This is a genomic window from Pseudomonas sp. FYR_2 (genome assembly GCF_043106425.1).
GTDB lineage: Bacteria > Pseudomonadota > Gammaproteobacteria > Pseudomonadales > Pseudomonadaceae > Aquipseudomonas > Aquipseudomonas monteilii.
On record NZ_JBICMM010000015.1, the window covers coordinates 1 to 14,226 of the forward strand.

General features: G+C 62.8%; 12 protein-coding genes and 1 pseudogene. 4 read left to right on the forward strand and 9 right to left on the reverse strand.

Going from position 1 to position 14,226, the window contains the following annotated elements; translation table 11 throughout:
* Positions 1–384: 384 nt before the first annotated feature.
* Positions 385–1,281, forward strand: a complete 897-nt coding sequence (locus ACF8R4_RS04830) for a formate/nitrite transporter family protein (protein WP_104833302.1) — start codon at positions 385–387, stop codon at positions 1,279–1,281.
* Between the two features lie 3 nt (positions 1,282–1,284).
* Here ACF8R4_RS04830 and ACF8R4_RS04835 read toward each other — a convergent pair.
* A pseudogene (locus ACF8R4_RS04835) lies at positions 1,285–1,968 on the reverse strand (MBL fold metallo-hydrolase).
* A gap of 130 nt (positions 1,969–2,098) precedes the next feature.
* Here ACF8R4_RS04835 and ACF8R4_RS04840 point away from each other — a divergent pair.
* Both ACF8R4_RS04840 and ACF8R4_RS04845 read left to right on the forward strand, forming a co-directional pair.
* Positions 2,099–3,172: a diguanylate cyclase gene (locus ACF8R4_RS04840; protein WP_104835380.1), complete on the forward strand. Its 1,074-nt coding sequence runs from the start codon at positions 2,099–2,101 to the stop codon at positions 3,170–3,172.
* A 51-nt stretch (positions 3,173–3,223) separates the two neighbouring features.
* On the forward strand, positions 3,224–5,809 hold the full coding sequence (locus ACF8R4_RS04845; RefSeq protein ID WP_392491793.1) for an EAL domain-containing protein: 2,586 nt from the start codon (positions 3,224–3,226) through the stop codon (positions 5,807–5,809).
* An 86-nt stretch (positions 5,810–5,895) separates the two neighbouring features.
* On the opposite strand, the gene ACF8R4_RS04850 is transcribed toward ACF8R4_RS04845, so the two are convergent.
* From ACF8R4_RS04850 to ACF8R4_RS04885, 8 genes are all read right to left on the reverse strand, one after another.
* Positions 5,896–6,222 carry a DUF2025 family protein gene (locus ACF8R4_RS04850; protein WP_016713809.1) on the reverse strand — a complete coding sequence of 109 codons (327 nt, stop codon included), beginning with the start codon at positions 6,220–6,222 and terminating at the stop codon, positions 5,896–5,898.
* Positions 6,223–6,372: 150 nt separating this feature from the next.
* On the reverse strand, positions 6,373–7,242 hold the full coding sequence (locus tag ACF8R4_RS04855; protein ID WP_392491796.1) for an efflux RND transporter periplasmic adaptor subunit: 870 nt from the start codon (positions 7,240–7,242) through the stop codon (positions 6,373–6,375).
* A 12-nt stretch (positions 7,243–7,254) separates the two neighbouring features.
* On the reverse strand, positions 7,255–7,461 hold the full coding sequence (locus ACF8R4_RS04860) for a DUF1656 domain-containing protein (protein WP_016713807.1): 207 nt from the start codon (positions 7,459–7,461) through the stop codon (positions 7,255–7,257).
* Complete coding sequence (locus tag ACF8R4_RS04865; protein WP_060497838.1) at positions 7,448–9,436, reverse strand: FUSC family protein; 1,989 nt, start codon at positions 9,434–9,436, stop codon at positions 7,448–7,450. The genes ACF8R4_RS04860 and ACF8R4_RS04865 overlap by 14 nt, the downstream gene beginning before the upstream one ends.
* Positions 9,437–9,619: 183 nt before the next feature.
* Positions 9,620–9,736, reverse strand: coding sequence for a cytochrome c oxidase subunit CcoM (gene ccoM / locus ACF8R4_RS04870; RefSeq protein WP_008097462.1), 117 nt, complete (start codon positions 9,734–9,736; stop codon positions 9,620–9,622).
* Positions 9,737–9,871: 135 nt separating this feature from the next.
* Positions 9,872–10,033: a hypothetical protein gene (locus tag ACF8R4_RS04875; RefSeq protein ID WP_016713805.1), complete on the reverse strand. Its 162-nt coding sequence runs from the start codon at positions 10,031–10,033 to the stop codon at positions 9,872–9,874.
* A 67-nt stretch (positions 10,034–10,100) separates the two neighbouring features.
* Complete coding sequence (locus ACF8R4_RS04880) at positions 10,101–10,430, reverse strand: hypothetical protein (RefSeq protein WP_016713804.1); 330 nt, start codon at positions 10,428–10,430, stop codon at positions 10,101–10,103.
* A gap of 62 nt (positions 10,431–10,492) precedes the next feature.
* Positions 10,493–11,188: a M949_RS01915 family surface polysaccharide biosynthesis protein gene (locus tag ACF8R4_RS04885; protein WP_060497839.1), complete on the reverse strand. Its 696-nt coding sequence runs from the start codon at positions 11,186–11,188 to the stop codon at positions 10,493–10,495.
* A 162-nt stretch (positions 11,189–11,350) separates the two neighbouring features.
* Here ACF8R4_RS04885 and rapA point away from each other — a divergent pair, with 162 nt between their 5' ends.
* Positions 11,351–14,197 (forward strand): RNA polymerase-associated protein RapA, encoded by a 2,847-nt coding sequence (gene rapA / locus ACF8R4_RS04890; RefSeq protein ID WP_060497840.1) that lies wholly within the window; start codon positions 11,351–11,353, stop codon positions 14,195–14,197.
* Positions 14,198–14,226: the final 29 nt, after the last annotated feature.

Below are 14,226 nucleotides of genomic sequence, written 5' to 3' on the forward strand. Positions count from 1 at the left end.
CACTTGTGATGCTGATAATCTTTTTGACTACCAGTCCGTACTCACAAGCACCCACACGAATTGCTTGATTCGATTTGTTAAAGAGCGTTTGGTTAAGAGCTTTTCATCTCAACCGAGGCGCGCATTCTACGCTTTCCTCATTTGCTGTCAAGCGTTTATTTTGAAGTTTTTTACCACCACTTTCTTTCGAAAGCCAACAACTTCAAACACTTACCGCTTGCCCCGAAGCGTTCATCGCTGCGAGGAGGCGAATAATACGCGCTTTGAAATCAGAGTCAACACCTTGATCTGAAAAAACTTTCCGCGCGTGTTTTACCCCCACCTGGCAACTAATGAGAGCGCCACGGATCTGTAGAGAAACACCCCCCACGGAGCGTAGCGGCCATGAGCGATGCGCAAAGCGAGAAAACCCCGGGCCTGTCTGCAGATGAAGAGCAGGAGGTCAGCCACAACCAACCGCCCCGGGCGGCAGTGCTGCACGAGATGATCCGCTACCAGGGCGATCAGGAACTGGAACGTACCCTCGCCGCGTTGTGGTGGTCGGCACTGGCCGCCGGCCTGTCCATGGGGCTGTCGCTGATGGCCATGGGGCTGTTCTACGCACGCCTGCCGGAAGGAGAGAGTGCCCAGGTGGTCGCCAGCATCGGCTACAGCGCCGGCTTCCTCGCCGTGATCCTGGCGCGCCAGCAACTGTTTACCGAGAACACCCTCACCGCCGTGCTGCCCGTCATGACCTCCCCCACCCTGGCCAACTTCGGTCGCCTGCTGCGCCTGTGGGGTGTGGTGTTGCTCGGCAACCTGGCCGGCACCCTGCTAGTGGCCTGGGTCATGCTGGAGCTGCCGATATTCGACAGCAAGACGGACGTGGCTTTTCTGGAGATTGGCCGCAAGGTCATGAAGAACGACCTGAGCCAGATGTTCGCCAAAGGCATCGTGTCAGGCTGGATGATCGCCACCATGGTTTGGATGATCCCGTCCATGGAGCACGCCAAGGTCTGGATCATCCTGATGATCACCTACCTGATGGCCCTCGGCGATTTCACCCATATAGTAGTGGGCTCCGTCGAGGTGTCCTATCTGGTGTGGGCCGGCGAAGAAACCTGGCGCAGCTTCTGGCTGGAATTCGCCTTGCCGACCCTGGCAGGCAACATTATTGGTGGCAGCTTCATTTTTGCCCTGATCAGCCATGCCCAGGTACGCAGCGACAGTGGCAAGCCACCCTCGCAACTGCTGAAAGACGACCAAGCCCCGCGCCGGCGCAGCAAGGATGACCACAACTGAAGCTCAGCGTGCCGCCATCTTGCGCTCTTTGGCGTGGCCCCGCTGACGCACAGGCCGTGGCTGCCACCAGTTCTGCCCGGCATGCGGTGAGTCAAGGCTGACCGCTCGCCCATCTGCGGCGTGCTCAAGCGCACCTGGACCTGGTTGGCCAGCGTCAGTATGCGTTCGAAAGGCTCCTGCCAGCCGTGGGTAGACAGGTCGAACGTACCGTTATGAATCGGCAGCATCCAGCGCCCGCGCAAATCCAGGTGGGCCTGCAGGCTCTGCTCCGGCTGCATGTGTACGTTGGGCCAGGCGACGTTGTAGGCGCCGGTTTCGATCAAGGTCAGGTCGAACGGCCCGAAACGCTCGCCTATCTGCTTGAAACCGTCGAAGTACCCGGTATCGCCACTGAAGAACACCCGCACATCGTCATCGATGATCACCCAGGACGCCCACAGCGTCCGGTTGCTGTCCAGCAGCCCGCGCCCGGAAAAGTGCTGTGAGGCTGATCAGGGTGGCCGGTCGGGTTTGCGGGGGCTTGCGCACGAACAGGTACTTGAGCCCGATGCGCAGCTTTTTCAGCACCCCATCCTGCGGCAACGATGCCTGGTTGTGAAAACGCCCATCCCGCTGTGGCGCCGGCTCGCCGGCTGCGTTGGCCAAAGGGATCATCAGCAACACTCCGAGCAACAGAAAAGCCTTCATGCTACCCCACAGTGATCAGATCAACCGTGAATTGGCTTGTAAGGTCATTTTTCGCCGATGAAACACTGTTCAACAATATTCATGCGCGTTATGCGATAAACGGTACCCCGATAGAATAGCGATGAACACGATGGACAACCGCAGCGGCAAAGGCCTTTCATTCGTCAAGCGCATCTATCTGCCGCGTGTCATCGGCCTAGGCATCGGTCTGTTCAGTGTCATGGCGGCCATTGCGCCGCTGTCTCCCCCCACCTGGGCATGGCTGCTGGTGCTGTTCAACGGGTTGCTGTGGCCGCACATGGCCTACCTGTGGGCAAGCCGCTCGGCGATGCCCTACCAGGCAGAGCAGCGCAACCTGCTACTGGACTCGCTGATGTGCGGGTTCTGGACTGCCGCCATGCATTTCAACCCGCTCCCCAGCGTGACGGTCCTTTCCATGATGACCATGAACAACGTCGCAGCCGGCGGCAAGCGCATGGTTTTTCGTGGGCTGCTGGCCCAGTTGGCCGGCATGCTTGTCTCCATCCTGCTGCTTGGCCCCGGCCTGCAGCTGACCGCCACCCCCCTGCAGGTGTACGCCTGCCTGCCAATGCTGACGCTGTACCCGCTGGTCCTGGGCTGGGTGTGCTACCAGTTGGCGATCAAACTGGCTGACCACAAGCGCCGGCTGAGCGCCCTGAGCCTCACCGACAGCCTGACCGGGCTGCTTAACCATGGCGCATGGAAAGACCTGCTACTGCTGAAGTTCCAGGGCTGTAAACAACAGCAGGGGCACGCGGTCATCGCCCTGATCGACATCGACCATTTCAAGACCATCAACGATACCTTCGGCCACGTGGTCGGCGACTGTGTGCTGCGCCAGCTGAGCGCAGAGCTGCGCCGTAATCTGCGCGAAGGCGACCAGGCCGGGCGTTATGGCGGCGACGAGTTTTGTGTGATGCTGCCGGACACCAGCGAGGCCCAGGCTTGCCAGGCCATGGAGCGCCTGCGCGAACGGGTCGCCAACTACCGCAACCCACAGTTGCCGCACCTGCGCATCAGCATGAGCATCGGCCTGTCCCCCTTCGAAGCCACCCTGGAGTCACCCGAGCACTGGCTCGACCAGGCAGACAAGGCGCTTTACACCGCCAAGCACGCAGGCCGCGACCAGGTCAATTTTGCCCGTGGCGAGGCTTCTACGCTCAAGCTGGCCTATCCTGATTGAACCTCCTTCCTGACTGCCTGGCGGGAGGCTGCCTGAAGGAGCCGCTGACGCATGGCCAGGACTGCCAAACTCCACCCCGCCAGCCCCACACCGCGCTTTCACGTGCGCCGCCTGATTGCCGGTTTCAGTGCAATTTTCGGCTTGGCCTGCCTGGTTACGCTGGGCGCACTGTTCAACATCGCCGCCACCCTTGATCACCAGGAACGTCAGCGTAGCGCCTTCCATGCGAACCAGGCGCTGGAGCAGCGACTGATCGCCTCGCGCCAGTTCTTGTCCAGCTATGCCGTGTGGGATGCTGCCTTCGAACACCTGGCGGGCCAGGTAGACTGGAAATGGGCCTATGAAGAAAAGAATGTAGGCGAGTCGCTGTACAGCGCCAGCGGCTACGAAGGGGTGTTCGTTGTAGAGGACAGCCGCACCACCTACGCGCTATTCAAGGGACAGCCCAGCCAGGCAGGCGCCAACACCTATATAGACGCGCCCCTGCAGCCGATCATCGACCAGGCCCGCGCCGCGGCCGTGCCACGGAAACAGACCACCCGTTACGTGCTGTTCAACGGCTGGCCGGCCGTGCTGACTGCCGCCGCTGTTCGACCGGACCGCGATGTCACTGAAAGTGAGGTACGCCAGGCCCCGGTGATGCTGTTCATCGACCAGCTTACCGAAGACAAGCTGACGCGGCTGGGCACCGGCGCCGGCCTTACCGGCATGCATGTGGACAAGGACAACAGGGGTGAGCACGGCCACTTGCGCATCGAGCTGGGCGATACCGGCTACCACTTGGCCTGGAACAGCCCGCTGCCCGGGCGCCAGCTGCTGTGGGCGGTCTTGCCGCCACTGGTAGGCGCGCTGCTGATGCTTGGCTTGATCATGCTGTACCTGTTCCGCCTCACCCTGCGCAGCACGCGGGCAATCGGCCTTACACTCACTCACCTGCAACAGAGCAACCAGGCGCTGGAAGCCAGCGAGCAGCGTTTTCGCGCGGTGGCCGAATCGGCATCTGACTGGATCTGGGAAACCGACCGGCAACAACGCCTGACCTACCTGTCGCAACGCTTTGCCAACGTCACCGGCTACCCCGTGGACGACTGGCTGGGCCAACCGCTCAACCAGTTGCTGGCCTGCGATACCACCCCGCTCTCGCCTTGGCTGGACGCCCTGACCAGCACCGACCCACAACAGTTGGCCAATTTGCGCTGTACCTACCGCGACCAGAATGGCCAAAACCGCTACTGCAGGATTTCGGCCAGCGCCATCTGGTATGACGACAAGCCCAGCGGCTTTCGCGGCACCGCCAGCGACATCACCGACGAAGTCGACGCCCACGCGCGCATTCAGCACCTGTCGTTGCACGACCCACTGACCGGCCTGGCCAACCGCAACAAGCTCGCCAGGCACCTGGAGCAAGCCCTGTTGCGTGGCACCGACTCGCCACCCTTGAGCCTGCTGCTGCTGGACCTCGACAACTTCAAACCGATCAACGACTCGCTCGGCCATGCTGCCGGGGATGCCGTGCTGCAAGAGGTGGCGACGCGGCTGCGCGATACCACCCGCGACGGTGACCTGGTAGCGCGTCTGGGCGGCGACGAGTTCATCGTGGTGCTAAGCGGCATGGACAACCGCAACGAAATCGACCGTTTCTGCGCGCGCCTGATCAGCCTGCTGCAACAACCCATCACCTTCGACAGCCAACCCCTGCATGTCGGTGCCAGTATTGGCGTCGCCCAAACCCGCACCCAGGGTTTCGATGCGGGCGAATTGATCCGTTGCGCCGACATTGCCCTGTACCAGGCCAAAGCCGATGGCAAGAATACCTGGCGCTACTTCGCTGCCGAGATGAACCAGCAGATCCAGTACCGCCGCCAGTTGGAAAACGACCTGCGCCGGGCCCTGCGCAATCAGGAGTTCGAGCTGCATTATCAGCCGCGCTACCGCCTCAGCGACCGACGTATCGTAGCGGTCGAAGCCTTGCTTCGCTGGCAGCACCCGCAGGAAGGGTTGCTGGGGCCGGACACGTTCATCCCGTTGGCCGAGCAAAGCGACATCATCGTCGCGCTGGGCCGCTGGGTGCTACGCGAGGCTTGCCGCACAGCCCATGACTGGCCAGCCGACATTCTGGTTTCGGTGAATCTGTCGCCCGCGCAGTTCCTGCGCAGCGACGTGGTAGCCGACGTGCGTGAAATCCTGCTGGAAACCGCCTTCCCGGCCCAGCGCCTGGAGCTGGAAATTACCGAGAACGTGATGCTCAACGACATCGAAGGCGCGCTGGGCACCATGCTGTCGCTCAAGGAGCTGGGCGTGCGCCTGAACATGGATGATTTCGGCACGGGTTACTCATCGCTGGGCTACCTGCGCACCTACCCGTTCGACAGCATCAAGATAGACAAGCGCTTCATCAGTGGCCTGAACAACAACGGCGGCAGCGACCGAGCGGTGGTTCAGGCCATCATCAACCTGGGCGAAGCGATGGGGTTGACGGTGACTGCCGAAGGCGTCGAAAGCGAACAGCAGCTCAAAGCCTTGGAGAACGACCGGTGTCACGAAGTGCAGGGCTACTACATGAGCCGGCCAGTGGACAGGGCCGAGCTGGAGGCGTTGCTACACCCTACATCCCAAGGCAACACACACTCTCTGTAGGCGCGGGTTTACCCGCGAACACCGGCAAAGCCGGTGCCATACACCGGGTTGGGTTCTCGTGGGCAAGCCAGCTCCTGCAGGGGGCATCAGGGCTGTTGCAGGCTGCGCTCGGCCACGATCTCTGGCAGGTCCTGGCGGCGCAGGTAAGCACGCAGAGGCTCACCAATATTCAAGCGGTCATCCACATGCTGCTCCAGCAACAGCGCCAGCCGCTCACGACACAACGCCATGCGCTGCCCTTGCTCGGGCCGCCAGACAAACTCGTTGCACGGGGTAATGCTGTCGTCGGCCACGTCCATGCCGAACGAATCCTCGGAAAAACGCACAATATGGACACCACGCTTGCCATGAAAACCGACAAAGCCCTTGAGCTGGTCGGCAGCGTTGCAGATGTCCTGGGAAGTGATGGCCATGACGTAACCTCGCAATGATATCGGAAGATACGCACGCCTGGCGGGGGATGGGTCGCCTCTACCGGGCAACTCGCAAGCCGCAGCCTAACGCAGGTGCGCATGAACGCGCCATGGTTTTCAGCGCTCACCGCTCAGGGTGTAGGGTTGGAGCTACTGCCGACCCCGGTCCTCATGCACCTGCACACTGGCCGTCATCCCCGCACTCAGGGTCACCCCTTCCGGCACCTGGTCCAGACGAATCCTTACCGGTATGCGCTGGGCCAGGCGCACCCAGTTGAAGGTAGGCTCCACTTCCGGCAGCAGTTGGCTGTCCGGGTTGCTGTTGCGGTCGGTAATACCGCGGCTGATGCTCTCCACCTGCCCTTGCATCGGCTCACCCGCCCCCATCAGCCAGACTTTCACGTTATCCCCCACACGAATACGTGGCAGCTTGGTTTCCTCGAAGTACGCCTGGATATAGAAGGTTGAATCATCCACCAGGGCCATGACCGCTTCCCCGGTGTTCACATAGTTGCCTTCGGCCAGACGCAGGTTGGTGATATGCCCGCTGCGCGGCGCCCGCACTTCACTGCGCGCGAGGTTGATCCTGGCCACCTGCAACTGCGCCTCGGCTTCGTGCAACTCGCCACGGGCGATGGCCGCATTGATCTGGGCGTTTTCACGCAACTCGGCACTGATCGCCTCGGGCCCCAAGGCCGTGCGCCGGGCGGCTTCACGTTCGCGCAGGCGCAACTGCTGGACGCGGGTCTCGGTCACGGCGCTGGCCTGGTCGAACGCGGCCTGGAAGCGCTCACGGTCGATACTCATCAACAGGTCGCCCGCCTTGACCTGCTGGTTGTCATGGACCTTGAGTCCGCGTACCCAGCCGGACACGTCAGGCGCAATCACCACCACATCGGCGCGCACACGGGCGTCGCGGGTCCAGGGGGTAAGCATGTAGTACTGCCACAGCTGGTAGCCGGCCAACACGGCCAAGGCCACCACACACAGCGTCACCAAGGTACGTACGGCCGCACGCATCGAAACACTCCTTCATAAAGGCCCCAGCAGGCGTACCACCAGGAACAACACACAAACGAACAGCGCCGCATCAAACAGCGCCTCATGCCAGATCCAGCGCCCCAGCGGCGTGGCCTGCACCACCAGGCGCAACAGGCCGGTGAGCAGCAGCGCCAGCAACACATAAAGCAGAAACGGGCTGAGCAGCACGCCGCCCACTTCCCATTCACGTAACCCCATGGGCTTCCTCCTGCCAGCGGCACCATTTGCCCCAGCTTTTTTGCAGTTGCAGCACCGCACCTTCAGCCAGCCGCAACGGGTCGCTGGCAGGCAGCCGGCGCAGGGCAGCGATGAATTGCTCACTGGCGGTGTCCAGGCGCTGCCCGCGCCCGGCGGCAGGCCCTTTGGCCAGTACCGCCTCTACCTGTTGCAGGTACTCGCGCTCGGCACGCCCCAAGGGGGCCTGGGCGACCGCCAGGCACATGCGCAGGTGTACCAGTTCATCACCAATGTCCAGCCCATGCAGGCCGTCGTCCCAGCGCTTGCGCTCGTCTTCCGGTAATTCACTGGCATGCCGCGCCAGTTGCATCAGGCGGTCAGCCATCCGCCCGCCAAACCAGCTGTCGGCCCCACGCAGGTCGCGCCGGGTCAGGCGCACCAGGTCGCTCTGGGTGGCTGCGCGCAGTCGCCGGCCCAGCCAGGCCGGGTGGCGGAACACCAGCAAACGAAAGGCCATGACCGCTGCAGACACCCCCACCAACATGGCCAACGCACTGTTCAGCATGGACGCCACACCGAACTGCATGGCGTTGAGCGGCGACACCAACACGATGAAGTGCAGGCAATAGGAGGTGGCCGTGGCCCCGGTACGGGGGTGGGCCATGCCCAGCGCGCCAAGAAACAGCGGCACACCCATGGCAAGGCACAGCATGGCGAAGCTGCTCCATTGCGGCAGCACAATTTGCCCGACCAGAAACGCAGCAGGTATGGCCAGGAAAATCCCGCGCAAAAAACTCAAGCCAATCTGCGCGCCGTTCTCACGGCTGGCGAACAGGCTACAGACTACGCAGGTCAGCACCAGGCCACCCGGCGCCGAAGGCCAGGCCGTGGCCAGCCAGAACCCGCTCATTACCAGAAAGGCCAGCGCACTGCGCGAACCAAACAGCAAGGCCAGCGACCAGTCGCGGTGCGCAGCCAGGCCTTGGGACACATCCTTGGGCGCCCTGCCCGCCTCCACATCCTCCAGCGCCTGGCCGGCAGCCATAGCGTAATCCAGCAGCAGGGCCATGCGCGCTAGGCAGAAGTGCTCCGCCGAACTGATCTGCTCATCGTGGGCGGCATCCCAGATACGTTGGCGCAACAGCAACAGGCCGGGCGTGTCGGGTTTGCCCAACAGTGTGCGCACGTCGTGCAACCAGGGCGCCAGGTGCTCAGCCTCCCGCTCATCCAGTTGCCGCCACTGACGGCGCACCGAACGGGAGATGCGCAACAGCACCATCAGCTTCTGGCTGAGCCCACGAATGGCACGGGCACGCTGCCGGCCACGGTTGCCTTCGAACCAGGCATGTTCGCGCTGGCTGTCGATGGCCACGATACGTCCCAGGCTTTCCAGCAAGCCTTTGCGCGCCTCGTCCTCGCCACCCAGCATGGCACTGGCGGCTTGCAGACCGTTCTGCCAGGCCTGTCGGGCCTGCCCGCCCAGTTGCTGTTCCACGCGCATGGGCCAGAGCAAGGCACTGCTGGCGGTGGCGCAGAAAATACCCAGGCAGATCTCGGTGCAGCGCGCCACCGCCTGGTCGAACACCTGCAGTGGGTGGTCGATGGCCGGCAAGGCGATGATGGCGGCGGTGTAGCCGGCCAGCACGAAGGCATAGGCCCAGGCGCTACGCAGTTGGGTAGAGGCGGCGGTGCACAGGGCCAGCCAAAGGGCCAGGGTGAGCAGAAACAAACCTGGGGTCTGCGAAAACAGGCCAATGAACAGCACCGACATGACGGTGCCAACCAAGGTACCCGCCAGCCGCGCCAGGCCCTTCTGCACCACCATGCCCGACAGCGGCTGGGCGACGATGAAAGCGGTCATCAGTGCCCATGCCGGTTGCTCCAGGCCCCAACGCATCGCCAGCCACAACGCCAGGCCACCCCCGAGCAGGGTCTTGAGGGCGAACTTGAGGGCGAGGCTGCTGGGGGCGAACAGGGCCTGGAAGGTAATGGGCACGAAGCGGACCTTGCGGGGATGGTCTTGTAGAAAAGATAGACAATGGCGAGCAGGATAAAGCGGAAATGAATAATTAGCTAGCTAATCATCTTTATCGACGTGCAGCCAAAGCACACATCCCAGGCAAAAAAATGGGCGACCGAAGTCGCCCTAAATGCCTTGCGTGCTCGTGTACCCGGAAGGTCAGCGCGGCTTGCGCTTGTTCGAGTCCTTCCAGATGAAAATGCCCAGACCGGCAAAGAAGGCAAACATCAATCCGACCGTTACCACACCGGCGATAACCACGTTGTCGAAGAACATGCTGGTCTCCCCATTCGTTTGCCGTTGTCCGATGGGTGCAAGGTAACCAATGTGGCGGGGGGAAAAATTGATCGGGATCAATGGTGCCCGAGGCCGGGCACGCGAGGCGGGTGCAAGGTTGACCTGCGTCAAATTTCAGCGCTTCTTCGGCTTGCTCTTGGGTTTCTTTTTCTTGCTGCTGTTCAACGGCAGGGCCTGCTCGAATGCGTTGCGCATGTCGTTCAGGCGCTTTTCCTTGAGGTCGTGGACGCGCTTGGCGCGTTCGGCATCGAAATCGATGAGGTTGTCTTGGCTCATGGGTGGGCTCGACGATCAACTGAGACTTGCATGATGAGGCCAGCCGCAGGTGCTGACCAGCCCCCTGTCAGACTTCGATGTCCACCAGCAGCCCCTGGCGTACGTGTTCGCCCATCAACGGGGCCACCGGCACGGTGTTGTCGGCGTTGACCTCATCACCGGGCATGGCACTGTAGCGTTCCTGATCGCCCTTCTGCCTGCGTTGCTGCTGGCGACGCTGCTCATCGCGCAGCAACAGTGCCTGCTCTTGCGGGTCACGCTGGTGCTTGAGGTCGATGGCACTTTCGCCGGACGCAGGCTGCGTCGGCACCACCGGTTTGATGTCGGGGGTGGGTTTGACCGGGTCCTGTTGCGAGGTCACCGGGGCGGCACTGAGCGGAATGATCGGCGGCAGCATGGACGTTCTCCTGTGCCCCTGTATCGGCAGGTGCGGGTTTACCTTGATGTCATGGACAACATTTACTCGGTTTCGTCGCCAGGCTCGTCGTCATCTGGCGGGCTGGCTTCGCTCCAGGGCCGCTTGTAAACCTGCTGCCAGACTGCGTCCATATGGTCGCGCAATACCTGCGGCGCGGTTTTCAGCGACGCACTGTCCTCGCGCTCGCCACCGACCGGTTCCTCGCCCGCCGGGGTGATCAGCGACTGGCCGGTAATGGTGTAGCTGGCCTGCCCTTCGCGCATCTCGATGGCGATGTCGTGGGGGTCGATACCGCCGCCACAGAAGGCATGACTGGCTACCGTCACCTCGGCGACACCGTCCTTGTTCAAGTCGCTGACATCACTGACGTCGGTGTAGAAGTCGACGTCCAGGTCCAGCCCCGGGCAGGTGGTTTCCTGTTCGATCTGCCAACGCGCCTTGAATGCATCGCTTTCGGCAGTGCGCCCGTACAAGGTGGCCTTGAGTACCACCTTGTCCACTTCCTGTTCGCTTTCCGGGTCACTGGCCTGGCCATCGCTGCGGCTCAGTACCAGCAGGCCTTCACCGTCGCGGTCACGGTAGTGCACGCTCTTGATCGGTGTCTGGACGCCTAGCACTTCAAGCTGTTCCATCGGAATGGGGGGCAAGGTCTCGAAATTCTTTTGCTCGCAGGCACTCAGCAGCAGCAGGCTGCCCACGGCCATGGAAGCGCTCATCCAGCGGTGCTTGGCAGACATATAGAAGCGGTGCCCTCGTCGGCTGCGCAGTGCGAGGCGATGAAACAGCTAGACTGACTTACTTCCTGTTGTCGTTCGACACCTTTCGGTGCGTTCGCACTTTGGTCTGACCGGCCGATCCGTTAACATAATCGGCTTTTTCATCGCGGGAGTTCAGGCAGTATGGCGCAGCAGTATCAACCGGGGCAACGCTGGATCAGCGACAGCGAAGCCGAGCTCGGCCTGGGTACCATCCTGGCGCAGGATGGCCGCCTGTTGACCGTGCTTTACCCGGCCACTGGCGACACCCGCCAGTATTCCCTGCGCAATGCGCCGTTGACCCGCGTGCGTTTCTCGCCCGGTGACCAGATCACCCACTTCGAGGGCTGGAAGCTGACCGTGCGCGAGGTCGAGGACATCGACGGGCTCATGGTGTACCACGGCCTGGACGGGCAGAACCAGCCGCGTACCCTGCCAGAAACCCAGCTGTCGAACTTCATCCAGTTCCGCCTGGCCAGCGACCGCCTGTTCGCCGGGCAGATCGACCCACTGTCTTGGTTCAGCCTGCGCTACAACACCCTGCAGCACACCAGCAAGCAGATGCAGTCGGCACTGTGGGGCCTGGGCGGCTGCCGCGCGCAACCGATCGCCCACCAATTGCACATCGCCCGCGAAGTCGCCGACCGCAGCGCCCCGCGCGTATTGCTGGCCGACGAAGTGGGCCTGGGCAAAACCATCGAGGCTGGCCTGGTGATTCACCGCCAGTTGCTGTCGGGCCGTGCCAGCCGCGTACTGATCCTGGTACCGGAAAACCTCCAGCACCAGTGGCTGGTGGAAATGCGCCGCCGCTTCAACCTGCAGGTAGCCCTGTTCGATGCTGAACGTTTCATCGAGAGCGACGCCAGCAACCCGTTCGAGGACGCCCAGCTGGCGCTGGTTGCCCTGGAGTGGCTGGTCGACGACGAAAAGGCCCAGGATGCGCTGTTTGCTGCCGGTTGGGACCTGATGGTGGTCGACGAAGCGCACCACCTGGTCTGGCACGAAGATCAGGTCAGCGCCGAATATGGCCTGGTCGAGCAACTGGCCCAGGTGATCCCGGGCGTGCTGCTGCTCACCGCCACCCCAGAGCAGCTTGGCCAGGACAGCCACTTTGCCCGCTTGCGCCTGCTCGACCCCAACCGTTTCCACGACCTGGCCGCCTTCCGTGCCGAGAGCGAGCACTATCGCCCGGTCGCCGAAGCCGTACAGGAACTGCTCGACGAGGGCCGCCTGTCGCCCAAGGCGCACGCCACCATCCAGGGCTTCCTGGGTGCCGAAGGCGAAGCCCTGCTGGCCGCAGTCAGCGACGGCGATACCCAGGCCAGCGCGCGCCTGATCCGTGAGCTGCTCGACCGCCACGGCACCGGCCGCGTGCTGTTCCGTAACACCCGCGCGGCGATCCAGGGCTTCCCTGAGCGCCAGCTGCACCCCTACCCACTGGCCACGCCCGAGCAATACCGCGACCTGCCGGCTGGCGAACACGCCGAGCTGTACCCGGAAGTGGCCTTCCAGGCCCAGGGTGAGGTAGCCGACGACGAACGCTGGTGGCGTTTCGATCCGCGCGTCGACTGGCTGATCGATACCCTGAAGATGCTCAAGCGCACCAAAGTGCTGGTGATCTGCGCCCACGCCGAGACCGCCATGGACCTGGAAGACGCCCTGCGCGTGCGCTCCGGCATCCCGGCGTCGGTGTTCCATGAAGGCATGAGCATTCTCGAACGCGACCGTGCCGCCGCCTACTTCGCCGACGAAGAATTCGGTGCTCAGGTGCTGATCTGCTCCGAGATCGGCAGCGAAGGCCGTAACTTCCAGTTCGCCCACCATCTGGTGATGTTCGACCTGCCAGCGCACCCCGACCTGCTCGAACAGCGCATCGGCCGCCTGGACCGGATCGGCCAGAAGCACACGATCCAGCTGCACATCCCGTACCTGCAGGACAGCCCGCAAGAGCGCCTGTTCCAGTGGTACCACGAAGGCCTCAACGCCTTCCTCAACACCTGCCCGACCGGCAACGCCCTGCAACACCAGTTTGGCCCGCGCCTGTTGCCGCTGCTCGAAAGTGGCGAGAGCAAGGCCTGGGATACGCTGGTGGCCGATGCCCGCAGCGAGCGCGAACGCCTGGAAGCCGAACTGCATACTGGCCGCGACCGCCTGCTGGAGCTCAACTCTGGCGGCGATGGCGAGGGCCAGGCGCTGGTCGAGGCCATTCTTGAACAGGACGACCAGTTCGCCCTGCCGATCTACATGGAAACCCTGTTCGACGCCTTTGGCATCGACAGCGAAGACCATTCCGAGAATGCCCTGATCCTCAAGCCAAGCGAGAAGATGCTCGACGCCAGCTTCCCGCTGGGCGACGACGAAGGTGTGACCATCACCTACGACCGTGGCCAGGCGCTGTCGCGCGAGGACATGCAGTTCCTCACCTGGGAACACCCAATGGTCCAGGGCGGCATGGACCTGGTGCTGTCCGGCTCGATGGGCAACACCGCCGTGGCGCTGATCAAGAACAAGGCGCTCAAACCGGGCACCGTGCTACTCGAACTGCTGTTCGTCAGCGAAGTGGTGGCACCGCGCAGCCTGCAACTGGGCCGCTACCTGCCGCCGGCGGCACTGCGCTGCCTGCTCGACGCCAACGGCAACGACCTGGCATCGCGCGTGGCCTTCGAAACCCTCAACGACCAGCTCGAGAGCGTGCCACGCGCCAGCGCCAACAAGTTCGTCCAGGCCCAGCGCGATGTGCTGGCCAAGCGTATCAGTGGTGGTGAAGAGAAAATCTTGCCGACCCACATCGAGCGCGTCGCCGAAGCCCAGCGCCGCCTGGCGGCAGAGGCCGACGAAGAGCTGGCCCGCCTGCTAGCACTGCAAGCGGTCAATCCGAGTGTGCGTGACAGCGAAATCAACGCCCTGCGCAAGCAGCGTGAAGATGGCCTGGCAATGCTGGAAAAGGCCGCCCTGCGCCTGGAAGCCATTCGCGTGCTGGTAGCCGGCTGATCACATCGGTCTCTTGTAGGAGCAGCCCA